This is a genomic window from Paenibacillus sp. J53TS2 (genome assembly GCF_018403305.1).
Lineage (GTDB): Bacteria > Bacillota > Bacilli > Paenibacillales > Paenibacillaceae > Fontibacillus > Fontibacillus rhizolycopersici.
The window spans coordinates 51,588-74,777 of the sequence record NZ_BOSK01000009.1; the positions used below are offsets into that span (position 1 = coordinate 51,588).

Below are 23,190 nucleotides of genomic sequence, written 5' to 3' on the forward strand. Positions count from 1 at the left end.
ACCTACCTTTGGCATATCAATCTGTGTCATTTGTACTATTTTTTTGGTTTTTGCACCGGCGGCCCTGCAACTGCGCAGTGCAATAAATATCTAAAAACTTAAATAAAAAAGGAGAGTCTCGAATAAATTGTTAATTAACAACACGAATGGGATCATTTATAATGAACGAAACGGTTTGGGAGAGTTGGCTTTATGCGAATGAACTGGTATTACCGTACGATTCTTTCCTATGCTCCGATTCTCTTCGTCATCATTTCCTCGATGATCTTCATGATTTTCCTGGCTCTTAACAATGCTTCCGAGCGTAAATACCTGGAAACCAATAAAGCGATCCTGGATCGAATCGTATTTAATGCAGATGCGAATCTGATGCTGATCGAGCGAAACGTCGTCAGCAAATTGTTGATGGATGGCGAGATCCAGGACTACTTCACGAACGGCCCTAAGGATGCTCTGGATGATTTCCTGCTTCAGAAGAAGATGATCGAATTAAGCTTGACTTTGCCGTTTGCCAACACCATCTACATTTATAATGAAACCGAACAGCGGGTTATCTCGGATTTGGGATCGTATTCGCTAGATGCGTTTGGTGACGCAGACTTCTTGACGGCCAACTACGGGAATAAGGAATCCGCAGGTTGGTTTAATCCGCGATCCTTTGCCTATCTGCCCCGTGAGGAAGAGGAGCAGTCCGTCGTCTCCCTGATGAAATTTGCCTTTATTGGGGACGACATGCGTGGAGCCCTCGTCGTAAACGTGTATCAGCGCTCTTTTCTGGAATACCTCAACTCATTAAGTGAAAGCGATTACAATCAGGTTCGTCTGATCGATGCGGCGACCAATGTATCCCCGGATTCGGAGCCAGCTGTGAGTCCAATTCAAGTTCAATCCGATTATACCGGCTTTACTTATGTCTCGGAGGGGGTGCATGACCAAGGTTATAATTGGCTCTCCCTCTTCTCGAACGCATGGATGGTCATTTGGGTTGTCCTGATAATGCTAGCCTTGCTGGGGTTCACGATCGTTACGCACATCCATTACAAGCCCATTCAATCGATCATGGAAAAGGTTAGCCAGTTTTCGAATCGAAAAAGCGAGGAGCTTGGCATCAAAGGGGCAAACAATGAGTTCACCTTTATCGAGACGGCGCTGGACCATCTGCTAAAGCGTTCGTTGGATTATGACAACCTACATAAGGAAGACAGTTTGCTGCGGCAACAGCGGCTTTTTCACGATTTGTTGGCGGGGCATCTCGTGTTGACGGATGCAGAATTCCAGCAGCGGCTAGCTGAGTTTAATCTGTCCGCCCCCTATGACCGCTTAGGCGTGATTGTGGCAGAGCTGGACCGGTATGCTTGGTTTACGGACAAATATAGGATCAAAGACCAGTACCTGCTTAAGTTTATTATCGAAAGCGCCTTCCGCGACCTGGGACAGAGCCATCATTCCTTTGTATGGCATGCGTGGATGGAGCCGCATCGCATCGCTTTCGTCGTGCATCATACGGCGTCTGAACCGCGCAGCAATCAAGCAGCGGCGGAATATGCGGAGGAATTTAAGAAGTGGATCCATCAGCATTTGGAGCTGACGATTTCGATCGGAATCGGGGCGGACTCCAAGTCGATCGAAACCATCGCGGATTCCTATCGAAACGCACATGAGAACGTGGAGCTCAAAACCATCTTCGGCATCCATTCGATCATCGATAATCGGAAAAGCGCCGCCATTCTAAATCTGGACCGGTACGCTTACCTGCAAGCTTTGGATTATGCCGCACAGTCTTTCCGCATGAACGAAAGCGAATGGCGAGAGAAATTAACGCAGATTTTCGGCGAACTTGGAAAAATGCGGTTTCGCAAGCGGGACATGGCGGAGTTTGCCCAGGCGTTCCTCAAACGAATGGATCAGGCCGTTCTGGCTTTATCCTCCTCGATCCAGGCCCGTTGGAAGGAAGATTTTCAGGATCGATTCGCGGGGATGACGGAGACGACGGAAACGCTAGGTGAATTTCAGGAACAGTTCATGAGCCTCATGAATCAGTTCGAGGCGAGCGTGGAAGAGGATCGCCAAGCTCGCAGGCATCATAGTTTAGCGTTGCAGGCTAAACATTTCATCGATGCGCATTTCACCGATCCGGGCCTCTCTCTGGTCCAAGTCAGCGACTATCTGAACCTCCAGCCCAGCGCGCTAAGTCTGATTTTCAAAGAAGAAATAGGCGAGAAATTCGTGGATTACGTCTTAAAGGTTCGGATGCAGCACGCCAAACAGCTCCTGGTGGAAACCGAGGATTCGATTCAGTCGGTTGCGGAGAACATCGGTTACCAGAATGTGAACTCGTTTTACCGCGCCTTCAAGAAATTTCAGGACATCCCGCCGGGAGAATACCGCAATATGTACCGTATGATTTAGAGCTTAGTCAATCCAACGTGGGAGGAGGAGTCGCGATGTTGCTTGCGAGGTCGTGGTTATCGAAGCTGGCGGTCATCGTCATCTTGAGCTTATTGGCGGCAGGTTGCGGCGGATTTGAGGATACGGATCGGCTAGGCCTGGCGGCGGACTCGATCCGGTCCTTCGAAGCGGATGGATTCGCGGCGGCCGATGACGGCTGGGCCACACTTCGAATCGAACTGTTTGAACGAAGCAACAAGCCGATTGGCGCGCCGACCATTACCGATAATGCGATGACGCAGTACATTCAGGAGCATTTCGGAGATCCGGAACGGATCAAGATCGAATTTGTTACGATTCCCCGCGCGGAGGAAGTCAGGCGTTTGCAGGTATTGATGGCGGCGAATCAAGCGCCGGATATCGTGTTCACTTACGACCTGCCTACCGTCTACAATTTCTTCACGCAGGGGAAATTAACCGATCTGTCGCCATTGTTGGATCAATACGGCTCACGGTTGAAGCAGCTTCTGGGGGAGGAAATCTTGAGTTACGGGCGGCTTGAGGGAACCCAGTTTGCGATCCCGGCGAAACGGGTACTGACGGCTCGAAGCACCACTTTGATCCGGGAGGATTGGCTTCGGGAAGCCGGCTTGCCTTTGCCGGAGACAACGGAGGACTTCTACAGGGCGCTTCAGGCATTTAAAGAAAATCGGCTGCGGAAGGACGGAGAAACCATCTATCCCTTCGGTCAAATCGATTATTATCATACGGCTCCGCTGCAGTACTCGTTTTGGGATTGGGATCGGATCACCATGGAGGACTTGTACGCCGAGCCGGGCTGGACGATGCCCGGAAACAAAGAAGCGTTCCGGTTTCTGAATCGTTTGTATCATGAAGGGCTGATCGATCCGGATTTTCACTTGGACCGGTTCGCCCAGCAATCTCAGAAAGACCTGGTAAACGGCCGAGTCGGAGCTGCAACACCTAATACGAATGAGCCGGTATATATGGGATATCTCGCTGAATTGATAAGGAACGATCCGGACGCCATCTTGACGCCAATCGATCCATTTACGAACGTAAAAGGCAAAAAGCCCAAGCCGATCCTGGAGGATACGGGCATGTACATCATGGTTCCGAAAACGAGTAAAAACGCGGAGGCTGCCATTAAATACTTGAACTGGATGGCGCAGCCGGAGAACATCATCACGCTGCAGAACGGCATACAGGGGGTGACGTACCGGATGGAGGATGGCGTGCCGGTTACCCTGGAGAACGACGATGCGGGTCGTTTACTATTTAATTATTTTGACTATTGCATCATCCTGAATGGGAAATATGTCAGTAGCAAGGACGAACGGTTGAATCTGAAAGCCAATGCGTCCAACGCGCGATTCGAGGAGTTTACGCGTAAGAGCGTAGAATACGGCATGAACGACGGCATCGAGCCCCCGCGCCTACATGCGATCTTATCCTCCGAAATTCGGTATGCCGCCATTTTGAACGAGAAGAATGACGAGATCTTCGTGAAGGTTATTACGGCGTCGCCGGAGGAATTCGATGCCGTTTACGATCAGGAAGTAGCGGAGTATTTATCCATGGGCGGACAGCAGGTCCGTGAGGAAAAGCACCAGGCCTACCAAGCGCAGAGCAGCGGAACACCATAAACTGAATCAGCCAGATGAACGAGATGAAATCAGGTCGTCCCAAGGAGGGAGTTATTCCTTCTTGGGGCGATTTTTCTTTTGATCGAATCGTCCTTCCAGCCCGCTATCTCAACAAAGGTTAGGCATATAAAAAAGGTGAAACGCCCGTTTTTAAAAGAAAAGGGGTCCCTAAAAAAGGAGAATTTCCCATCGATCGCTCATGCGTTATAGTAAGCAGCAACCAAGCCATGGACATACACCCGAAAGGAGGATGCTGATGCAAACTGAAGTCAGGCGGGGGCGTTCGCCGCTTCCCGTCAAACGGAATAACGGTATGGCTGCTTTAAAGCGGCAATGGCCTTTGTATCTCCTGATGCTCGCGCCGATGACGTTCTTTATCGTATTTAAGTACATTCCCATGGCGGGCGTCGTGGTTGCGTTTAAGGACTACAACATTTTTAAGGGGGTCTGGGCCAGCGAGTGGGTTGGATGGGATGTATTTCGGGAGATCTTTGGGATGCCGCAGTTTTATAAGGCGCTACGCAACACCTTAATGCTGAATGTCATCTCCTTACTTACGTTCCCGATTCCGATCATCCTGGCGATTATGCTGAACGAGCTGCGCGTCAAATGGTACAAACGCGTAAGCCAAACGCTGCTGTATTTGCCCCACTTTATCTCCTGGGTCATTGTCGGCGGGATGGTCATTCAATTGCTGGCTACCCACACCGGCAGCGTAAATGAGTTCATCAAAAGTGTCGGCGGTCAACCGGTTCCGTTCCTGGAAGATACGGTGCTGTGGATTCTTACTTACACGGGGGCCGGGGTATGGCACTATGCCGGTTGGGGAACGATCCTATACTTGGCAGCGCTTACAGGAATCAACAAGGAGCTGTATGAAGCCGCCGAAGTCGATGGGGCGAGCCGGATGCGAAGAATTTGGCATATCACGCTACCTGGAATCAAGCCGACCATCGTCGTGTTGTTTATTATTCAGATCGGCCACATGGCGGATATCAGCTTCGAACAGCCGTATGCCTTGCAGAACGGTTACGTCATGGATGTCGCTCAGGTCATCAGCACCTATGTGTACACGGTTGGGATTCAGTCTGCGCAATTCGCGCTGGCGACGGCCGTTGGATTGTTCCAGTCCGTTATCGGACTGATCTTGCTGCTCACCGCCGAACTCATTTCCAGAAAAGTAAACCAGCAAGGCATCTTCTAGCAAAGGAGGGAGCTCTCGTGATTCGGAATCCGGTTGATAAAGTGATCGATAGCCTCGTCATCGTGTTCATCGGTTTGTTTGCTTTATTTTGCGTCGTGCCGATGATCCATATCTTTGCCTTATCCTTCAGCGGCAACCGGGCCATTATGTCGGGAGAAGTGTTCCTGTGGCCGGTTGAGTGGAACTATCATGCGTATTCCGCGGTATTTGGGGACGTCTCCATGATGCGTTCCCTGGCGCTGACGGTGATTCTGGTGGTCGTCTATACCGCAGTCGCCTTGGTCATGACCATCATGGCCGCGTATGCGTTAAGCCGCAGAAACTTCAAAGGCCGTAACGTGATGTTCGGCCTGATCGTGGTTACGATGTTTTTTAATCCCGGGATCATCCCCAATTACATGCTCGTTAAAGAGCTGGGTTTGCTAAATTCGCCGCTATCGCTCATTTTGCCTCTAATGATTAATGCCTTTCTGCTGATCATTATGCGAACGTCTTTCTCCGGCGTGCCTCATGAACTGGAGGACTCAGCCTGGATGGACGGTTGCGGGCATTTCCGGTTTCTGCTCCAAGTCGTCCTCCCGCTTCAATTGCCGATCCTCGCAACCATTGGGTTGTATTCGGCCGTGGACCGTTGGAATATGTTTCAGGACGCTTTGTTTTACATCAATGATAAAAATTTGTACCCGCTCCAGCTCAAGCTTTATCAGATGGTCATCAACAGCCAGGTGAATGATGCCACGGCGCAAGAAGGATTTAACGCCGCGACTCCGATTCCTCAGAGCATTCAATCGGCCAGCATCATGTTTGCCACCGTGCCGATATTGCTGGTTTATCCTTGGCTGCAGAAATATTTCATTTCCGGCATGCTGCAGGGAGCCGTCAAAGGGTAGGACGGCGGGTATCACTTCGATAGCTGTCTTTCGGCGGGGCGCAACCTTCCATATCGACGGCAACGCCGAAGGTCACTATATACAAACAAATTGAAAAGGGAGGCAACACCATGCGCAAACCCATTCGTTCCTCGATGTTCGCTCTAGTAGCTTTGATCCTGGCTGCCAGCTTGACCTTGGCGGGCTGCGGCGGCGGAGGGAACAACGGCAAATCCAGCGGAGAGGGGAACAGCGGCGGGAATACCGCGGCTACGAACGATGCCAAGGAATCCGAACCAAAGGGGGAACGGATTACGTTAAAAGTGGAGCTGTTCGACCGAAACAATACGCCGGCGGGGGAACCGCCAATTACGGACAATTTCATGACCCAGTATATTCAGAAAAATTTCGGCGACCCGAACAATATCGACGTCGAATTCGTCACGGTGCCGCGCGCCGAAGAGGTGGATAAGCTGAATGTTCTGATGGCCTCCGGCTCCGCTCCGGACATTGTCTTTACGTACAACAAGCCGACCGTACAAAACTACGTAAAAAGCGGAGGTTTGACCGACCTCGGACCGCTCATTGACCAGCATGGGCCGAACTTGAAGAAGGTGCTGGAGCCTTCCCTGCCTTACGGCAAGTTTGATGGGAAACAATACACCCTTCCAGCGCTCCGCGTGATTCAAGCTCAAACCACTACCTTTATCCGAAAGGACTGGCTGGATCAATTAAATCTTCCGCTTCCTGAGACGACGGAGCAATTCGTGGATGCCATGCGCGCCTTTAAAGAGAAGGATCCCGGCAAGACAGGAGGCAAGGTTATCCCTTACAGCTACATCGACGTGTTTCATATGATGCCTTTGGTCAACTCCTTCTGGAAATGGGACGAAATTACGGATAAGGATCTGTATTCGGTTCCCCGCTGGTTGCAGCCGGGAAGCAAAGAAGGCTACCGATTGCTGAATCAGATGTACAACGAAGGACTGATCGACCCGGATTTTGCGCTGAGCGATGACTTTAGCCAAGCGTTCGCCCAGCAGGTCGTGAACAGTGTTGCTGGGGCAGGCACGCCGAACACGAATGAACCGGTATATAACGGTTACTATGGCAATCTGAAGACGAACAATCCGGACGCGGTGCTGGAGGCCATTGATCCGTTCTCCACTCCGGACGGGAAACATCCGAAGCCGGTCTATGATCCGACCGGTGCGTACATCATGATCCCGGCCACGAGCAAGAACGCGGAGGCCGCGGTGAAATATTTGAACTGGATGGCCGATCCGAACAACATTCTGGTGCTACAAAATGGCGAGGAAGGCGTATCGTACGAGATGAGCGAAGACGGCCTGCCATTGCTGCTGAATACACCGGAAGCCCAGAATTTGCTCTACAACTACTACGATTACTGCATTATTCTGAACGGCAAATACATTTCTACGGAGGATCCGAACAAGAACATTGCGGCCAACGCCTTTGACCCTGACTTTAAGGATTTCACCGTCAAGAGCATTCAGGTGGGGACCAACGATGGGTATACCTTGCCACGGGTGGATATTGCGGTGGACGCCGAGATCAAATACGCGAAGATCCTGGAGGATTTCGAGAAAGAAATGCTGGCCAAGATCGTGACGGCCAAAGCGGATCAGTTCGATAAGGTCTATGATCAGAAGGTCGAGGAATATATGGCCATGGGCGGCACCGCGGTCATGGAAGGAAAGCAGGCGGCCTACGACGAGTTCTACAAGAAGTAACGGGTAGCGGATAGGAGATCGGGCCTTTCGGGGAAGTATCGCCGGGGAGGCCCGATTCACATCCAAGCCCAACGAGCCAAGGAGGGAACCCGAATGATTCATGTAGCGATCATTGGCGCCGGAGCTATATCCCCGGCCCATATTCAAGCGTATCTGCAGTTTCCCGAGCAGTGCCGTATCGTAGCGCTCTGTGATATTTACCCGGAGAAGGCGCGGCAAAAAGCGGACCAATTTCAGTTGGATGCGGAGGTATTCGCCGACTACACGGAACTGCTCCAACGGAGCGACATCGACCTGGTATCCGTGTGTACACCTCCGTATACCCACGCAGACACGGCGATCGCCTTTTTGGATGCGGGCAAACACGTGATTGTCGAGAAGCCGATGGCTTCCTCGCTGGAGGAGTGCGACCGGATGAACGAAGCGGCGGAACGTAACGGCAAAATATTGTCCGTCGTAGCCCAAAACCGGTTTACAACCCCCATGATGAAACTGAAGCATGTCTTGGACACGAAGCTGATGGGGCCAATCGTGCACGCACAAATTGACTCTTACTGGTGGAGGGGCCATAGCTACTATGATTTATGGTGGAGAGGAACCTGGGAGAAGGAAGGCGGCGGCTGTACACTTAACCATGCGGTGCACCATATCGATCTCTTTCAGTGGATGAACGGCATGCCCGTCGAAATCACCGCGGTGATGAGCAACACTTCCCATGACAATGCCGAGGTGGAGGATATCTCTATAGCCATCGCCCGCTACGAGAACGGGGCGCTAGCCCAACTCACCAGCTCCGTCGTGCATCACGGTCAGGAGCAGCAGTTAATCTTCCAGGGGAAGCACGCGCGCGTGTCCGCGCCATGGAAAGTGGCGGCCTCTACGTCGAAAGCTAACGGATTCCCGGAGCAGGACGAGGAGCTGGAAGCCAAGATCCAGAAGGTCTACGACGAGCAGCCTGAGCTTTCCTATGAAGGCCATCGCGGTCAAATTCAGGACGTCCTGAACGCGATCGAACAAGGCTCGTCCGTACTGGTAGACGGCATTCAAGGACGAAGAACGCTGGAACTCATTACGGCGATATATCAATCCGCCAGCACCGGGCAATCGGTGAAGCTGCCTCTGGGTCCGGAGAGTCCGTTCTATACGCGGCAGGGGATTTTGCAGAACGCGACTTCTTTTTACGAGAAGAAGACCAGCGTGGAGAACTTCAGTGACACCGCGATTACCTCGGGAGGCAACAACTGAGAATGGGAAAGGAGCTGACATTATGACGAAGAAACAGGACGGCATGAATTACGCGCCAAAAGGGAAACCCCACCCGGTGGTTGGCGAAGGCGAATTTCACTTCGCAGCTATCGGATTGGACCATGGGCATATCTACGGGATGTGTAACGGGTTAATCGAGGCCGGAGCCGAGCTGAAGGCGGTGTATGATCCGGATCCGGAGAAGGTGAAGCGATTCGTCGAAACCTTTCCGCAAGCGAAAGTGGCAACGTCCGAGGAGGAGATTCTGGGGGATCCGCAGATTAAGCTGATCGCCGCGGCCTGCATTCCTTCCGAGCGCTGCGAGCTGGGGCTTCGGACGATGGAACACGGCAAGCATTATTTTGCGGATAAACCGGCATTTACCACGTTGGAACAGGTCGATCGGGCGCGCCAGAAAACGGAAGAGACCGGGTTGAAATGGGGAATTTACTACGGCGAACGCCTGCACGTGGAGAGCGCCGTGTTTGCCGGCCAATTGATCGAGGAGGGGGCCATCGGCCGCGTTGTACAGGTAATCGGTACGGGACCCCATCGCGCCAATCCCAAGTCTCGGCCGGATTGGTTCTTCAACCCCGACTGTTACGGCGGGATCTTATGCGATATCGGGTCTCACCAGATCGAGCAATTCCTGCATTACGCAGGCGCTAAAGACGCGAAGGTGCTGCATAGCAAGGTGGCTAATTACAAGTTCAAAGACTACCCTCGATTTGAGGATTTCGGCGACGCGACCTTGGTAGCGGACAATGGGTCAACCTTCTACTTCCGGGTGGATTGGCTGACTCCAGACGGCTTGGGCACGTGGGGCGACGGCCGAACCCTTATCCTGGGGACGGAAGGTTATATCGAAATTCGTAAATATATCGACATCGCCCGGGAGCCATCCGGCAATCATCTCTATTTGGTCAATCAGGATGGCGAATTCCATGATGACTGCTCCGGGAAAGTGGGGTACCCCTATTTCGGTGCATTGATATTGGATATCTTAAACGGTACGGAAACTGCGATGACGCAGGAGCATGCTTTTAAAGCGGCGGCTTTGTGTATCGAAGCCCAGATGCAAGCGATTCGAATCGAAACGGCCTGATTCGGCCTGCTAATAGCCAAGCCCGCAAGCGATTCGTTTGCGGGCTTAACACTTTGCTTATGCGACTTACTTATCGAGCATGGCCATCGAGACTTCTGCGATTTGATGCAGTTTCTTTTTATCGGCGGATGTACGTTTTAGGACTCGGAGACCAATCATTGTCGTATACAAGCTTGATGCAAGCTGGTACGGATCCAGATCAGCCGAAATTTCCCCTTTTTGCCGCCCCTGTTGAAGAAGCTCTACGAGCAATTGCTCTCCCTTGTTAAATCCCTCGCTCGTCAATTCGTTTACAGCCGGATCTCTGTAAGCCAGCTCGGTCGCAGAGTTCACGAAGAAACAACCAAGAGGCTGCTCACCGTTGGTTTCAATTAGATAGTCAAAGATGAGACGGATGGATTCTTTCGCCGTGCGACCGCGTTGGGCTTCGGCCTTTATCGTAGCGTTCGCAAACTTTGCATATTGTTCCATCGTTTTGATAAAGAGCGTGTGTTTGTCGCCGAAGGTGTCGTACAAGCTTCTGCGATGTATCCCCATATGCTCAACCAGATCCTGAAGCGAAGTCTTCTCATATCCCTGTTCCCAGAATAGATACATAGCCTTCAGGAGGACTTCACTTTCCTCAAATTCCTTGCTACGCGCCATAACATGTCACCCTTTCAAACTCATTTTATCATATGAGAACGAACGGTAAAAGAATCTTTCGGAATTGTAAATTTTACGTTAAAAGTGTTGACAAATGGGAGATTGGTTTTTAATATGAGAACGAACGATCTAAAATACCTGCGCAGGTACTTAGCATTCAATCCAACTAAGAGGTGACTAGCACATGAGGAGTAACCGTAGCAAGGCAGGTATGATGCAGCGGAATATCAACAAGGAGAATACGTTCTTGTTCTTTACCGACATCAATTCCATATTGGTTAGCGGGGAAGACACCAACGGAGAATTTTGCGTGGTGCATTGTGCAGCGAAGGAAAATGAGGGTCCGCCCCTTCATATCCATGGGGATGAGGATGAATCTTTCTACGTGTTGGAGGGAGAGCTGGAGATGATCCTTGGCGATCAAACGCTTCGGGTTCAAAGCGGGGATTATGTTTTTGCTCCTCGCGGGGTTCCTCATACTTTTAAGGCGAAGTCTCCCCAAACTCGTTTTCTAGTCACCGCTTATCCTGCGGGATTTGATTCCTTTGTGAAGGAATTGGGCGTTCCTTACGAGGAGGGAATGGAGGTTCGCATAGAACCGCCTACTCCCGAGAGTATTCAACAGCTGATCCAGGTTTCGAAGAAATACAATATATCCTTTCCTGGTTTAGGATAAACCCAGAAAAGAGGGATTCTCGCGATGACAATACCTTTAAGCAAGCATAGAATCTTGATCAACGGGGTGGAGCAAAGCTTCCACGTTGCCGGCCGTGGGCCGTTCTGTTTGGTTCATTCCGGAGGACCGGGTTTTCATTGGAGTTATATGCGCATGCCGCAGCTTGAACAAATGATGACCATGGTTTATATCGAGCCGGTAGGCACGGGGAATTCCGGCGCATTGCCGGACGGTGATTACAGCATGCCGAGGTATGCTTATTATGCTCATCAAGTGGCGCAGCACCTTGGAGCTCAGAACCCTTATTTCTTGGGACATTCGCATGGAGGGTTTGTGGGACTTCAATATGCGCTCGATTATCCGAAGGAGCTGGGAGGGTTAATCCTTTATAGCAGTGCTCCGTGTATGGGACCCGAGCTCGGGATGGAGCAGGTTCGGCAAATCGAGCTTTATGCCGAGCGCTGGACGGATCGATCCGAAGCGCAGGAAGCAAAGCGAGCTTGGATGGACCTGATCACTGGAGCTGCCCAAGACAGAGAATCGACGCTGACCGTGCTGCAACGGTTGTTACCGGCATTCTTCGGCGATTACTGGAACCTTCCGCAAGAAGCAGAGGAGTGGAAGGCGGCTATTGATTTTAGCGTTGATCCAAATCGGAAGCCGTATACGTGGGACGTTAGGAACCTTCTAGATACGGTGCGTATCCCAACGCTGATCCTGGTTGGCGAATACGACTTTAACTGCGGCCCACGCTGGGCAGCGGAACTGGCGGAGAAGATTCCTGGGTCACAGCTCTATACGTTTAAGCAGGGTGGGCATATGAACCATGTGGAGACGCCACGGGAGTTTAGCCAGGTAGTGAGCGATTTTGTACAGCTACATCCATGCGACTAAACAATAAACAGGATGGGTCGGGCGGCGGATTAAAACCTGCTGTCCGGCCTCTTTGCATGATTATCCCGTATGATCAGGGCGCTCCGGCTGCCGTTTCTTCTATAAACCTTCTTAAACGCTCGATCCCCGGTTCGATATTCTCTTCGGGGAGGTTGCCATAGCCGAGCAGGATATGCCGCGTGTAATTTCCTTTGACCAGGCAGTAGTCCTCGACACAGTAAACGGCTATGCCGTGAGCTTGGGCTTTGGACCAATCGATTCCGGCGGGAAGCCCGGCGATCTGGACTTGCAGATGCATTCCGGCTTCGTCACCTTGGACAAGCACATGATCGCCGAAATGTTGTTTCAAGGTCTCGATCAACAGTTGCCGCCGCTGGCGGTAGAGTTTCTTCATTTTGTGGATATGTCGGTCCAACCGGCCATCCTGCATGAACCTCGCCAAGGCAACTTGGGGAATCGAGGGAGTGCGAAGATTCAGGCTTTCCCGCAAATCGGCCACAGGATTCACGAGATGACGTGGGAGGACCAGAAAGCCAAGACGCAACCCTGGAGCCAGCGTTTTGCTGAATGTTCCCACGTAGATCACGCGATCTGGGCTTAAGGCTTGCAGCGGCGGGATGGGGACACCTTTCAGACGGAAATCCCCGTCATAGTCATCCTCGATGAGATAAGCTCCGGCTTCCTCTGCGAGCCGGATCGCTTGCTGTCGTCGTTGAATCGACAAGATGCCGCCGCCCGGGAACTGGTGGGAGGGCGTCAGCAGCATGAGATGTCCCGGTTCCCATGCGGGAAGTTCGGGCAGCTTCATCCCGGTGCCGTCAACGGCGACCGGCGAGATCCGATAGCCGGCCCTCCGAAAAATATGCTGTGTGAACTCAATTGTCGGATCTTCCAGATACACGCCGTCAAATGAATCCCGCAGCGCTTGGGCGATTAGGGTAAATCCTTCGGAGGAGCCCGATACGATCATGATTCGGGCCGGATGGCAGCGCATGCCTCTCGTTCGGTGAAGGTACGCGGAAATCTCTAGGCGTAGGGTTTTCTCTCCGCGGATATCACCGTAATCGAAAGAAGCGGACGGCATTATTTCCGCCGCTTCCTTCAGATATTTCGCCCAAAGCTGCCGGGGAAACTGGCGTAAATCCGGCGTTCCGATCTCGAAATCGATGAGACCTTCAGGAAGCGGGGGAGTGGAATCCTCCGTCAGCCCTTCCACATCCAACTGTTTTTCATCGGCAGCGCCAGCAGGGCTTTGCTGAATTCCCCCGGCCACATAGGTTCCGGAGCCCGCTTGGCCGATAAGGTATCCCTCTGCGATTAATTGTTCATAAGCGTCAATGACCACGTTCCTGGCAATACCGAATTCCGCGGCCAGCTTTCGGGTGGGCGGAAGCCGCAGCCCTTCGCCGAATTCGCCATTTTCGATGTTTTGCCGGACCTGCTGGCAGAGTTGAGCCGTAATCGACAGGTACGAGGCGGGGTCTAACCGAATTCCAAACATGACGGTATTCTCCCTTTTCTGAATTGGTTCCTCAAATTAGACAAGAAATGGCTCTAAAAAGAACCGATTTCCTTCATTATACTGAGAATGTAAATAACAAGGAATATGGAGGAATGGAATATGGAGAAGAAAACTTTAGGTTCCACGCCACTTCAAGTCAGTCCGCTAGGTTTTGGGGGTTGGGCGATCGGGGGGCCGTTTTGGCTGGACGGCTTGCCGGATGGTTGGGGTGAGGTTGATGATACGGAGTCGATCCGGGCAATTGAAACGGCATTAGAACTAGGGATTAATTTCCTCGATACGGCAGATGTATACGGAACCGGCCATAGCGAGGAGATCATCGGACAAGTGCTGCGCGGACGGCGCCAGGATGCGGTGATCGCCACGAAATTCGGCTTTACGTATGATTCTGCAAGCCGCGATGTGTATACGAAAATCGACGTATCCCCGGAGTATATCCGTACTGCTTGCCAAGCCTCCTTACAGCGCCTTGCCACCGACTATATCGATCTGTACCAGATTCACCCCGGCGAGTTCTCCACCGAGCAGCTTGATTCGGCTATCGATGCACTGGAGCGGTTAAAGCAGGAGGGTCTTATTCGCGAATACGGATGGAGTACCGGAAACACGGCATGCGCGGAGCAGTTTGCCTTGCGATCCTCCGGCGCCGCCATTCAGCACCCTTTCAATGTGCTATCCGATGACAGTGCCATGGTAGATTTGTGCGAGCGGCATGGTCTGAGCAGCATCAATAATTCTCCGCTGGCGATGGGGCTGCTAAGCGGCAAGTTTACGGCTTCGTCAAGCTTGCCGGCCGAGGATGTGCGCGGCAGCAGCCATGAGTGGGTCCTGTACTTTAAGGACGGCAAACCCAGAGCCGAATACTTGGCGAAGCTGGACGCGGTTCGCGAGATCCTAACGTCCGGCGGCCGAAGTCTTGTGCAGGGGGCACTGGCCTGGATTTGGGGAAAAAGTGCGCGCACGCTCCCGATCCCGGGGCTGAAGAACGTCAAACAGGTGGAGGAAGCGGCGAAGGCAATCTCATTTGGTCCGCTGACCTCGGCGCAAATGAACGAGATCGAGGGGATTTTGCGGGGATCGAAATGAGAATAAGCCGCGCAAGCCAAAAGGCCTTTTCGGAGAAAACCGAAAAGGCCTTGATGCGGAACCCGGAATGGACAATTTCGATTATGACGGTTGCACGGTCGGGCGGATAAGGATCTCGTTGACGCCCGTGTCCTCGGGCTCGTTGACCGCATAAGCGATTGCTCGTGCGATGCTATCCGGCGAGATGGCTACCTGGTTCATCTGTCCGACCATCGCTTTGATTTCGGGGGTCGTGATGCCTTCCGTCAGCTCCGTATCCGTAAGGCCCGGAGAAATGAGGGTCGAACGGATACGGGAAGCCGGAGATTCTTCCTGGCGTAGACCTTCGGCGATGGCCCTTACCGCCATTTTCGTCGCGCTGTAAACGGAAGAAGTCGGCGAAACCTGATATCCAGCGACGGAAGACACATGTACGATATGGCCGGACTGCTGCTGCCGCATCACGGGAAGCACCGCGGCGATGCCATATAGTCCCCCTTTGATGTTGACATCGATCATTTGGTCCCATTCGTCGACCTTCAGCTCATTCAACATCGAGAGTGGCATGATCCCGGCGTTATTGACCAGCACGTCAATTCGTCCGTATCGATTCATCGTGAATCGAGCCAGCTCCTGCATCGAGGCATAAGAGGCGACATCGGTTTTCAAAAAAACGACTTCTCCTCCGGTTTCGGCAATTTCGGCCGCCAAAGCCTGCAGACGCTCCTCCCGACGGGCGGCTAGCACGATCTTGTTTCCTTGATCAGCCAGTAATCGAGCGGTGGCTTTGCCGATGCCGCTGGAAGCTCCGGTTATGATGACGACTTTTGAATTCAAACTTTGCATGAGTATCTCTCCTCCATAGTTGATCTTGATTGGGTTTGCAGGATCAACTATACGGGAGTGAATATGACAACTAAGTGTCATATTTAATAATTAAGCCCTCTTCGAACGTTTCGAAGAGGGCTTCCTATTGTTAAGAAGATATTATCAGTCCCTCAGCTCAATGTGGCGAGGGATTCCTTCGTGAACGGCTGCAGTTCTTCCATACGACCGTCGCGGATCTTAGCTGCCCAAGCCGGGTCGGTTAACAGCGCACGACCGACGGCAACGAGGTCGAACTCGCCGCGTTCAAGGCGTTCGATCAGCTGCTCAATCCCGGTTGTTTCTCCGCCTTTGCCTGACTCGAACAAGCTGGTGAATTCGGAGTTCAAGCCGACGGAACCGACGGTGATGGTAGGTTTACCAGTTAGTTTGCGCGTCCAGCCGGCCAAGTTCAGCTCCGAACCCGAGAACTCCGGTTCCCAGAAACGACGTGTGGAGGCGTGGAAAATATCGACGCCAGCGGCGCTAAGTGGAGCCAAGAAGCGCTCCAGCTCCTCGGAGCTAGCGGCCAGCTTGGCGTTGTAGTCAGCAGGCTTCCATTGCGAGAAACGGAAAATAATAGGGAATTCCGGCCCAACTGCAGCCCGGACCGCTTCGATAACCTCAACACCAAAGCGGGTGCGTCCTACAAGGTCGCCGCCGTACTCATCGGTCCGTTTATTGGTGACCTCCCAGAAGAATTGGTCAATCAAATAGCCATGCGCACCATGGATTTCGACAGCATCAAATCCGAGGCGTTTCGCGTCTGCAGCGGATTGAGCATAGGCCTGAACCAGCTCGCGGATCTCCTGCTTCGTCAACGGTTCGGAGACCGGCTCGCCAGTCAAGCTTAGACCGGATGGGCCGATGGGATCGACATTCGATTCAGGGAACGTCTCCCGTTGGCGAGCCGTACCGGTATGCCAGATTTGCGGAGCGATTTTGCCACCAGCTTCATGCACTTCGCGGACAACTCGTTCCCATCCGGCTAACGCTTCTTCTCCATAGAAGTGCGGCACGTTCCGATCGGCAGGAGCCGCCGGGTGGTTAATCACTGTGCCTTCTGTAATGATCAGTCCGACGCCGTTCTCCGCTCTGCGGCGGTAATAGCCGGCCACGTCGGGTCCGGGTACACCGTCAGGCGAGAAGGTTCGGGTCATGGGAGCCATGACAACCCGATTGGCAAGCTTTAGTCCGCCGCCTTCAAAGGGTTTAAATAGGGAAGCAGCCGTTTTGGAAATGGACATGGTATTCTCTCCTCTTCACGATTATTTATTTTATACATATATCTAAATATATAGATTAACTTATAAATAAGCAAGAGAGATTGAAAAATTTTCCTAATTCCTTTTTGATTTCAGCTTGCCGGCGAACTGCTCCAAAAAGGCGTCTATTCTCGCATCATTAAGACGATAATACGTATATTGCCCATATCGGCGGGATTCTAACAACCCGCTTTTTTGCATGCTGGCTAGGTACGAAGAAATTACGGATTGCGCTAATCCGGACTTTGCCTGAATGGAGCCTACGCATGCGCTGCCCGGAAACTCCTCTTTGAGGACATCCGGCAGTTCGTATTCCCATTTCTCCGACTCTCGAAGCCAGCATAGGATGTTGAGCCTAGTCTCGTTCGAGAGGGCCTTCAGCACGGCCAGCATATCTTGATCTTGATCGTTCATGGCTAGACCCCCGTTCATCGTTGATTTGTTATCAGTATAACAAAACAATCGCCGATCGATAAAGAGAGGATCTGCCAAAAATGCTTGATCTTTTATTTGAACGGGAGTTCGATTATAATTAGAGTGCATTCACGGACAAGCTTTGGGAGGGTTAGGTAAAAATGGTGCATTATATCAGACTGCGTTATTCCGCTTTGAACAAGTAACTTCATATGTTCAAAGACTCTGTTCGCCGGAACAGGGTAAACGGGATCAGTCTGCCCATTTTTCATGACTCTTCATGGGATATATCGCGAAAAGTTGCATGAAGGAAGGTGGCCCTGCCGCCTTTCTTTTTTTACGCTCATTTGGGCTTATTTAGGCATGCTCATCAGACTCTCCATGGTTATGTCTGGTGCAACCTTCCCTTTTACTCTGATCCGCGAGGCAGCTGTCTGGCTGTTTCGGTTTTGGTAGAGGAAAGGAAGCGATGAGATGAATCAACCATTTAACAGCGCGAGTTCCGTGCGAAAATATATCTCCATCTTAAAATGCCCGGTATGCGGGGGGCTAATGGATGCGGTTGACCCGCAAAGTCTGGCCTGTTCTCTAGGACACACCTTTGATATGGCGAAACAAGGCTATATGAATTTGAATCGGACGACGCGTCCAACCCCAGGCCATTACGACAAGGAGCTCTTCGCCGCTAGGCGGAGCATCATTACGGGGAGCCGCTTATACGCGCCTTTGCATGAGGCGATCGTTCGAATCTTGGCTGGCCGCGTGGGTGACCATGCATCTGCCGACCTGATGGTCGACATGGGGTGTGGAGAAGGCTCGCATTTACAGGAAATTTTACGTCGGTTCGAACCATCGGATTGGGTTGGAGTCGGGATCGATTTGTCCAAAGAAGGTATCCGGATGGCTGCCCGGCATTATGCGGATGGACTCTGGCTTGTCTCGGATTTGGCCCAAGCGCCTCTGCGGGATCAATCGGCCCAAGTGGTATTAAACCTGCTATCTCCAGCCAATTATCAGGAATTCAGACGAATTCTTGTACCCGAAGGCGTTGTCATGAAAGTCGTTCCGGGCACCGGATACTTGCGTGAACTGCGGGAGGCATTGTACAGCGGCAGCAAAATAACGAACTATTCCAACGCCAAAATCGTGACGTTGTTCCGCCGGCATTTCCCTGAGATGGAGGTGGTGCATCTGCAGTATCGGCAGCGGCTTGAGACCGAGCAACTCCGCGACTTGGTGCGCATGAGTCCACTGGCCTGGTCCGCGGAGCAAGCGCATATCGCGGCGTTCACGAACCGGGACGCACTGGAAATCACCGTGGACGTGGATCTGCTGCTGGGCGTGAACCACTGACTTTGCTAGACGGGTAATCAGCATTGCGCTATCATTACCTTGACTAAGAACATGTACGGATGGGAGCAGAAAAATGATCGGGACATTGGTGAACACCGCGGCGATTTTGGCGGGCAGCGTGCTAGGAAGCATTTTTAAGAAAGGCCTGAAGGAAAAGTACCAGACCGTGCTATTTACTGCGATCGGCTTGGCCGCAACATTGCTGGGGATTAACGCCGCGGTAACCCATATGAAGGACAGCTCATTTCCCGTGCTGTTTATTATCAGCCTGGCGGTGGGGAGCTTGATCGGAACGGCGCTGGATATCGACGGCCGTTTCCAAAGGTTGGTCGGGCGCTTCTCTACGTCAAATCTCGGACAAGGGTTGTCCACGGGCATTCTACTATTCTGCATCGGCACCTTGTCGATCTTAGGTCCGATCGAAAGTGCGATTCACGGGAATCACACCTACCTGTACATGAACGCTACCTTGGATCTTGTGACCTCTATGGTGTTGGCCTCCACTTACGGCATCGGGATCGCGCTGACCGCCGTGGTCCTGTTCGTTTGGCAGGGAGCGATTTACCTGAGTGCGGATTACCTGGCACCTTTCCTGACAGCCCCTCTGCTAACCGAAATTTCGATTGTCGGCGGCGTATTGATTGCGAACTCGGGATTATCGATTTTGAAGATCATCGAAGCGAAGACCTTAAACATGCTGCCGGCGTTATTGGTGCCGGTGGTGTGGTTTTTGCTGAAGGGGTTATTCGGTTATTGAAATAGCGCTCCTTTCGGGTACATCCGCCTGGATGGAGCGTTTTCATATTGAATAGCAAACCGGGAAAGGGATGGGTTATGAGACGCTTAATAAGACTTCAAGGCTCGGTGTTTACGCGGTTCGTGGCTGCTTTTTTGCTAGCGATCATGCCGATTTGCGCGATCGGGGTGACGCTCTACAATTGGCAAATCCGTTTGCTGGACAATACGACGGTAGAGGCTTTTGGAACGGCTGCCAAACACGGCTTCAACAAAGTGGAAAACGAATTGGATAAAGTGAAGACGCTTTCATATGCAGTCTTAGCGGACGAGGATTTGCTGGCACTGGCGAATTCCGGGATGATTATGGACAACTATCAGAAGACTGTATCGATGAACCGTTATATCCGCCGAATGGAAAATTTGCAGGATAGCAGCGGTTATATCCTAAGGATCGTTACTTATATTCCGGGCCTGAATCGCGTTTTAGATTCGTCCGGCGATCTGTCCTCGGATGCGGGGATTCCGTTGCAAATTTACGCGGCGTCGCAGAGGCAAAACGGATGGCACTTTACCGTATGGGAGGACCGCTTGTTTTATGTTCTGCCGAATCCCGGCGCCGCGGCGGGAAAACCCAATTTCACCTATCTGTTGATCGTTGAGCTGTCCTCAAGCCGGATCCGGAACGAACTGGCCGGGATTGCGGGTGCCGAGCAGGCGATTGTATACGACGCCTATCATACTTATGCGACTTACGCAAGGGAGTCCGATCCAGACCATCACATCGATTTGAAAAGCCTGGTGCGGCAAAAGGCGAACGCCGATCCGCTCAAAGTAAACGCCGGCGGGCGGACGGCCTGGATCGTGAACCAGGATTCGGAATACCAGGGGTTAAGCCTAGCGGCCTATCTGCCCGAGGGAGAAATTAACCCTCAACTGAGGGAACTGCGTCGTTATTTTATTTTTTTCAGCTTGGCGGTGATTTTGACCGTGTTTATTCTGACCTACCTGACCGCCAATCTGATCAAGGGGCCGCTGGGCAAGCTGGTGTCGGCCTTCAATGAGGTGGAGCGGGGCAATTTGAGCTTGCGGTTAGAGCATCGGAAAAACGATGAGTTCCGCTATATCTACCGTTCCTTTAACGCGATGGTCGCTAAAATCAAGGGGCTTCTGGAGCAGGTTTACGAGCAGAAGATACTGGCGCAAAGCGCGGAACTGAAGCAGCTGCAGTCGCAGATCAATCCGCATTTCCTATACAACAGCTTTTTCGTGATCCGCAATATGGCGAGATTAAACGATACCGAAAGCGTTAAACGCTTTACGGAGTATTTGGCCAAATATTATCAATTCATGACCCAGCGGGAGTCCGACGATGTCCGCTTGGCCGAAGAGGTAGGGCATTCCCGCGTGTATGCCGACATCCAAAAAATGCGGTTCGGCGAGAGAATCCGGATCCGTTTTGGCGAAGTTCCGCCTTCCGCCGCGAATAAGCTTGTACCACGCCTGATTCTACAGCCGCTGGTCGAGAACGTGTTTGAGCACGGAATCAGCAGTCTGGCGGAGGAAGGGATTATCCAGGTGGACTTTGCCGACGAGAACGGAAAGTTGACCGTATCCGTAGAGGACAACGGGGATATTTCCGAAGCGGAGATCGAAGCGATCCGGCACAGCTTGAAGCAGCCTTTCGGCGAGGTGAGCGGCATCGTCAACATCCACAAACGGCTGCGGCTTCTCTTCGGCGAAACCAGCGGTATAAGCGTGGAGCGGAGTGGGTTAGGCGGTTTGAAAATCACGTTAACGATAGGTGGGACCGAACATGTATAAATTGCTGGTCGTCGACGACGAACCGTTTATTCTGGACGGCTTAGTTGATCTTTTTCAGGAAGATGAAGAGCTTGATGTCTACAGCGCTGCTTCGGGAGACAAGGCCCTGGATCTGCTAAGCCGGACCCGCATGGACATTGTGTTGAGCGATATACGCATGCCGGGCACAAGCGGCCTGGAACTGCAGAAGGAAATCCAGCGGCAATGGCCTTATTGCAAGCTGGTTTTTCTTACAGCGCACAGCGAATTTACGTATGCTTACCAGGCGATTCAAAACCATGCGGTAGGGTACGTACTCAAAAGCGAAGGCGAGGAGGCAATCGTCGAAGCCGTAAACCGCTGCCTTCGGGAGATCCGACGGGAGCGGCAGGCCCAGGAATTTATCAAGGAGAACGAGGATTACATCGCTTCGGCGCTTCCCATGCTGCAGAGCGCATGCCTGCTGAAGCTGCTGGAGGGCGAGCCGGCGGAAGAGTATCTGCGCGACTTCGGCAAATACCGGATCCACCTGAACCCGGACGAACAGGCCATACTAGTCGCGCTGCGCCTCGATAGAATATCGTTGCGCGGCACGTCGCACGGCCAGCTTCATCTTTTTTTGCAGATCAAGGCAGTGTTTCAAAAGTATCTTGCGGACGTATTTACCGGCTACGAGGCGACCTTCGAAGGCAAGCACATGATCTGGGTGCTCCAACCGAACGGGGAGGGGCAAAACCTGCTGTATCTGAAAGAAACCTTGGAAATCGTGCAGGCGCATTGCCTGGAGGCATTGGGCGCTTCCGTCTCCGTCATCTACGACGATTATGTCGAATGGCGAGACCTCCCCGGGCGTTTCGGCGCCGTCAAACTGATCCTGAACCAAATTACGGTCAACGAAGACGAGCTGGTTTTGGCGAATTCCCGCTTCTATCTGGAACGCAAAGGCGAGGAACCCGAGCGGCCGGAGCGGGAGGCGGGGCGGAAGAAACGGTTGTCCCTGCTGCGTAGCTGTCTTGAAGAAGAGGAGGACGAATTGTTTTACCGAACCTTGAGAGAGCTGCTGAGCGAGGACGAAGGCCCGAGGGATGCGCTGCTGAACAACCTGGAACTGTATCACGCCCTCACCGACATGCTGATGTCTTATATCAACGCCCGCAAGCTGTCGAAAGAGCTGCTGGCCGACCAGGACCTGTTCGAGCTGTTTACTCGGTTCCGTGACAAAAGCTCCATGGAGAACAGCATCGTCATACTGGCGGGGCGGATCTTCGAACTCCGCCAAAAAAAGCAGGCGACGCACAGCAAAAACTTCGTCGCCAAGGTCAAGCATTATATCGCAGGGCATTTGTCCGAGGACCTTTCGTTGGCAGCGCTCGCCGAACGGTTTTACATCAACCCCGTATACATGTCGCGGTTATACAAACAGACGACCGGCAGCAATTTGGCCGACGATATCACCCGCCAAAGGATCGAATATGCCGAACGCCTGCTACGGGATACCGAAATCAAGATCCATCAGATCGCCAAAGAATCAGGATACGATTCGGCGGCATATTTTACCCGGGTGTTCAAAAAGCAAAAAGGGGTAACGCCGAATGAATATCGCGCTCGATTTGCTCCGAACCTTCCGGATTAAACCCAAAGATGCAAGCGGATTCATTTTGGTTGAGAGAAGACAAGAAAGGTAGAGATCTTATTATATTCAGCGTGCCGCAGGCTGAACTA

Annotated in this window: 19 protein-coding genes; 14 read left to right on the top strand and 5 right to left on the bottom strand. The window is 52.3% G+C overall.

Features of this window, described 5'->3' with window-relative positions:
• The first annotated feature begins 192 nt into the window (after nucleotides 1–192).
• The 7 genes from KJS42_RS18215 to KJS42_RS18245 all read left to right on the top strand — a co-directional run bounded on the left by KJS42_RS18215 (nucleotide 193) and on the right by KJS42_RS18245 (nucleotide 10,232).
• Nucleotides 193–2,409 (top strand): helix-turn-helix domain-containing protein, encoded by a 2,217-nt coding sequence (locus KJS42_RS18215; protein ID WP_213623695.1) that lies wholly within the window; start codon nucleotides 193–195, stop codon nucleotides 2,407–2,409.
• A gap of 35 nt (nucleotides 2,410–2,444) precedes the next feature.
• Nucleotides 2,445–4,055 carry an extracellular solute-binding protein gene (locus KJS42_RS18220; protein ID WP_213623696.1) on the top strand — a complete coding sequence of 537 codons (1,611 nt, stop codon included), beginning with the start codon at nucleotides 2,445–2,447 and terminating at the stop codon, nucleotides 4,053–4,055.
• A 256-nt stretch (nucleotides 4,056–4,311) separates the two neighbouring features.
• Nucleotides 4,312–5,259: an ABC transporter permease gene (locus tag KJS42_RS18225; RefSeq protein WP_155608432.1), complete on the top strand. Its 948-nt coding sequence runs from the start codon at nucleotides 4,312–4,314 to the stop codon at nucleotides 5,257–5,259.
• A gap of 17 nt (nucleotides 5,260–5,276) precedes the next feature.
• Nucleotides 5,277–6,149, top strand: coding sequence for a carbohydrate ABC transporter permease (locus KJS42_RS18230; RefSeq protein WP_213623697.1), 873 nt, complete (start codon nucleotides 5,277–5,279; stop codon nucleotides 6,147–6,149).
• Between the two features lie 110 nt (nucleotides 6,150–6,259).
• Nucleotides 6,260–7,882: an extracellular solute-binding protein gene (locus tag KJS42_RS18235; RefSeq protein ID WP_213623698.1), complete on the top strand. Its 1,623-nt coding sequence runs from the start codon at nucleotides 6,260–6,262 to the stop codon at nucleotides 7,880–7,882.
• A 93-nt stretch (nucleotides 7,883–7,975) separates the two neighbouring features.
• Entirely contained in the window at nucleotides 7,976–9,127 is a 1,152-nt protein-coding gene (locus KJS42_RS18240; protein WP_213623699.1) for a Gfo/Idh/MocA family protein, read from the top strand.
• Between the two features lie 22 nt (nucleotides 9,128–9,149).
• A complete protein-coding gene (locus KJS42_RS18245) occupies nucleotides 9,150–10,232 on the top strand; it encodes a Gfo/Idh/MocA family protein (protein ID WP_213623700.1) in 1,083 nt (360 codons plus the stop codon).
• Nucleotides 10,233–10,298: 66 nt separating this feature from the next.
• Here the strand turns inward: KJS42_RS18245 and KJS42_RS18250 are convergent, their stop codons facing one another.
• Complete coding sequence (locus KJS42_RS18250; protein WP_213623701.1) at nucleotides 10,299–10,877, bottom strand: TetR/AcrR family transcriptional regulator; 579 nt, start codon at nucleotides 10,875–10,877, stop codon at nucleotides 10,299–10,301.
• Between the two features lie 184 nt (nucleotides 10,878–11,061).
• Between KJS42_RS18250 and KJS42_RS18255 the strand changes: the two genes are divergently transcribed.
• Both KJS42_RS18255 and KJS42_RS18260 read left to right on the top strand, forming a co-directional pair.
• Nucleotides 11,062–11,553 carry a quercetin 2,3-dioxygenase gene (locus tag KJS42_RS18255; RefSeq protein WP_213623702.1) on the top strand — a complete coding sequence of 164 codons (492 nt, stop codon included), beginning with the start codon at nucleotides 11,062–11,064 and terminating at the stop codon, nucleotides 11,551–11,553.
• A gap of 24 nt (nucleotides 11,554–11,577) precedes the next feature.
• Nucleotides 11,578–12,447 (top strand): alpha/beta fold hydrolase, encoded by an 870-nt coding sequence (locus tag KJS42_RS18260; RefSeq protein WP_193417687.1) that lies wholly within the window; start codon nucleotides 11,578–11,580, stop codon nucleotides 12,445–12,447.
• Nucleotides 12,448–12,520: 73 nt separating this feature from the next.
• Here KJS42_RS18260 and pdxR read toward each other — a convergent pair whose 3' ends face one another.
• Nucleotides 12,521–13,948: a MocR-like pyridoxine biosynthesis transcription factor PdxR gene (pdxR, locus tag KJS42_RS18265; RefSeq protein WP_213623703.1), complete on the bottom strand. Its 1,428-nt coding sequence runs from the start codon at nucleotides 13,946–13,948 to the stop codon at nucleotides 12,521–12,523.
• A gap of 120 nt (nucleotides 13,949–14,068) precedes the next feature.
• Between pdxR and KJS42_RS18270 the strand changes: the two genes are divergently transcribed.
• The gene (locus tag KJS42_RS18270; protein WP_213623704.1) at nucleotides 14,069–15,055 is read left to right on the top strand and encodes an aldo/keto reductase; all 987 of its coding nucleotides are present in this window, start codon (nucleotides 14,069–14,071) and stop codon (nucleotides 15,053–15,055) included.
• A gap of 81 nt (nucleotides 15,056–15,136) precedes the next feature.
• Here KJS42_RS18270 and KJS42_RS18275 read toward each other — a convergent pair whose 3' ends face one another.
• From KJS42_RS18275 to KJS42_RS18285, 3 genes are all read right to left on the bottom strand, one after another.
• Nucleotides 15,137–15,880: an SDR family oxidoreductase gene (locus KJS42_RS18275; RefSeq protein WP_155608423.1), complete on the bottom strand. Its 744-nt coding sequence runs from the start codon at nucleotides 15,878–15,880 to the stop codon at nucleotides 15,137–15,139.
• Nucleotides 15,881–16,032: 152 nt separating this feature from the next.
• On the bottom strand, nucleotides 16,033–17,145 hold the full coding sequence (locus KJS42_RS18280) for an NADH:flavin oxidoreductase (RefSeq protein ID WP_213623705.1): 1,113 nt from the start codon (nucleotides 17,143–17,145) through the stop codon (nucleotides 16,033–16,035).
• A gap of 93 nt (nucleotides 17,146–17,238) precedes the next feature.
• Complete coding sequence (locus tag KJS42_RS18285; RefSeq protein WP_193417693.1) at nucleotides 17,239–17,577, bottom strand: ArsR/SmtB family transcription factor; 339 nt, start codon at nucleotides 17,575–17,577, stop codon at nucleotides 17,239–17,241.
• A gap of 474 nt (nucleotides 17,578–18,051) precedes the next feature.
• Here KJS42_RS18285 and KJS42_RS18290 point away from each other — a divergent pair, with 474 nt between their 5' ends.
• From KJS42_RS18290 to KJS42_RS18305, 4 genes are all read left to right on the top strand, one after another.
• A complete protein-coding gene (locus tag KJS42_RS18290) occupies nucleotides 18,052–18,930 on the top strand; it encodes a putative RNA methyltransferase (RefSeq protein WP_213623706.1) in 879 nt (292 codons plus the stop codon).
• Nucleotides 18,931–19,003: 73 nt separating this feature from the next.
• Nucleotides 19,004–19,687, top strand: coding sequence for a DUF554 domain-containing protein (locus tag KJS42_RS18295; protein WP_213623707.1), 684 nt, complete (start codon nucleotides 19,004–19,006; stop codon nucleotides 19,685–19,687).
• 77 nt (nucleotides 19,688–19,764) lie between these two features.
• The gene (locus KJS42_RS18300; protein WP_213623708.1) at nucleotides 19,765–21,489 is read left to right on the top strand and encodes a sensor histidine kinase; all 1,725 of its coding nucleotides are present in this window, start codon (nucleotides 19,765–19,767) and stop codon (nucleotides 21,487–21,489) included.
• On the top strand, nucleotides 21,482–23,101 hold the full coding sequence (locus KJS42_RS18305; protein ID WP_213623709.1) for a response regulator: 1,620 nt from the start codon (nucleotides 21,482–21,484) through the stop codon (nucleotides 23,099–23,101). Before KJS42_RS18300 ends, KJS42_RS18305 begins: the two co-directional genes overlap by 8 nt.
• The last annotated feature ends 89 nt before the right edge of the window (nucleotides 23,102–23,190 follow it).

Coding starts and splice junctions, on each gene's coding strand:
- KJS42_RS18215 (WP_213623695.1), top strand. CDS start 193: ATGCGAATGAACTGGTATTACCGTACGATTCTTTCCTATGCTCCGATT.
- KJS42_RS18220 (WP_213623696.1), top strand. CDS start 2,445: ATGTTGCTTGCGAGGTCGTGGTTATCGAAGCTGGCGGTCATCGTCATC.
- KJS42_RS18225 (WP_155608432.1), top strand. CDS start 4,312: ATGCAAACTGAAGTCAGGCGGGGGCGTTCGCCGCTTCCCGTCAAACGG.
- KJS42_RS18235 (WP_213623698.1), top strand. CDS start 6,260: ATGCGCAAACCCATTCGTTCCTCGATGTTCGCTCTAGTAGCTTTGATC.
- KJS42_RS18240 (WP_213623699.1), top strand. CDS start 7,976: ATGATTCATGTAGCGATCATTGGCGCCGGAGCTATATCCCCGGCCCAT.
- KJS42_RS18245 (WP_213623700.1), top strand. CDS start 9,150: ATGACGAAGAAACAGGACGGCATGAATTACGCGCCAAAAGGGAAACCC.
- KJS42_RS18250 (WP_213623701.1), bottom strand. CDS start 10,877: ATGGCGCGTAGCAAGGAATTTGAGGAAAGTGAAGTCCTCCTGAAGGCT.
- KJS42_RS18255 (WP_213623702.1), top strand. CDS start 11,062: ATGAGGAGTAACCGTAGCAAGGCAGGTATGATGCAGCGGAATATCAAC.
- KJS42_RS18260 (WP_193417687.1), top strand. CDS start 11,578: ATGACAATACCTTTAAGCAAGCATAGAATCTTGATCAACGGGGTGGAG.
- pdxR (WP_213623703.1), bottom strand. CDS start 13,948: ATGTTTGGAATTCGGTTAGACCCCGCCTCGTACCTGTCGATTACGGCT.
- KJS42_RS18270 (WP_213623704.1), top strand. CDS start 14,069: ATGGAGAAGAAAACTTTAGGTTCCACGCCACTTCAAGTCAGTCCGCTA.
- KJS42_RS18275 (WP_155608423.1), bottom strand. CDS start 15,880: ATGCAAAGTTTGAATTCAAAAGTCGTCATCATAACCGGAGCTTCCAGC.
- KJS42_RS18280 (WP_213623705.1), bottom strand. CDS start 17,145: ATGTCCATTTCCAAAACGGCTGCTTCCCTATTTAAACCCTTTGAAGGC.
- KJS42_RS18285 (WP_193417693.1), bottom strand. CDS start 17,577: ATGAACGATCAAGATCAAGATATGCTGGCCGTGCTGAAGGCCCTCTCG.
- KJS42_RS18290 (WP_213623706.1), top strand. CDS start 18,052: ATGAATCAACCATTTAACAGCGCGAGTTCCGTGCGAAAATATATCTCC.
- KJS42_RS18295 (WP_213623707.1), top strand. CDS start 19,004: ATGATCGGGACATTGGTGAACACCGCGGCGATTTTGGCGGGCAGCGTG.
- KJS42_RS18300 (WP_213623708.1), top strand. CDS start 19,765: ATGAGACGCTTAATAAGACTTCAAGGCTCGGTGTTTACGCGGTTCGTG.
- KJS42_RS18305 (WP_213623709.1), top strand. CDS start 21,482: ATGTATAAATTGCTGGTCGTCGACGACGAACCGTTTATTCTGGACGGC.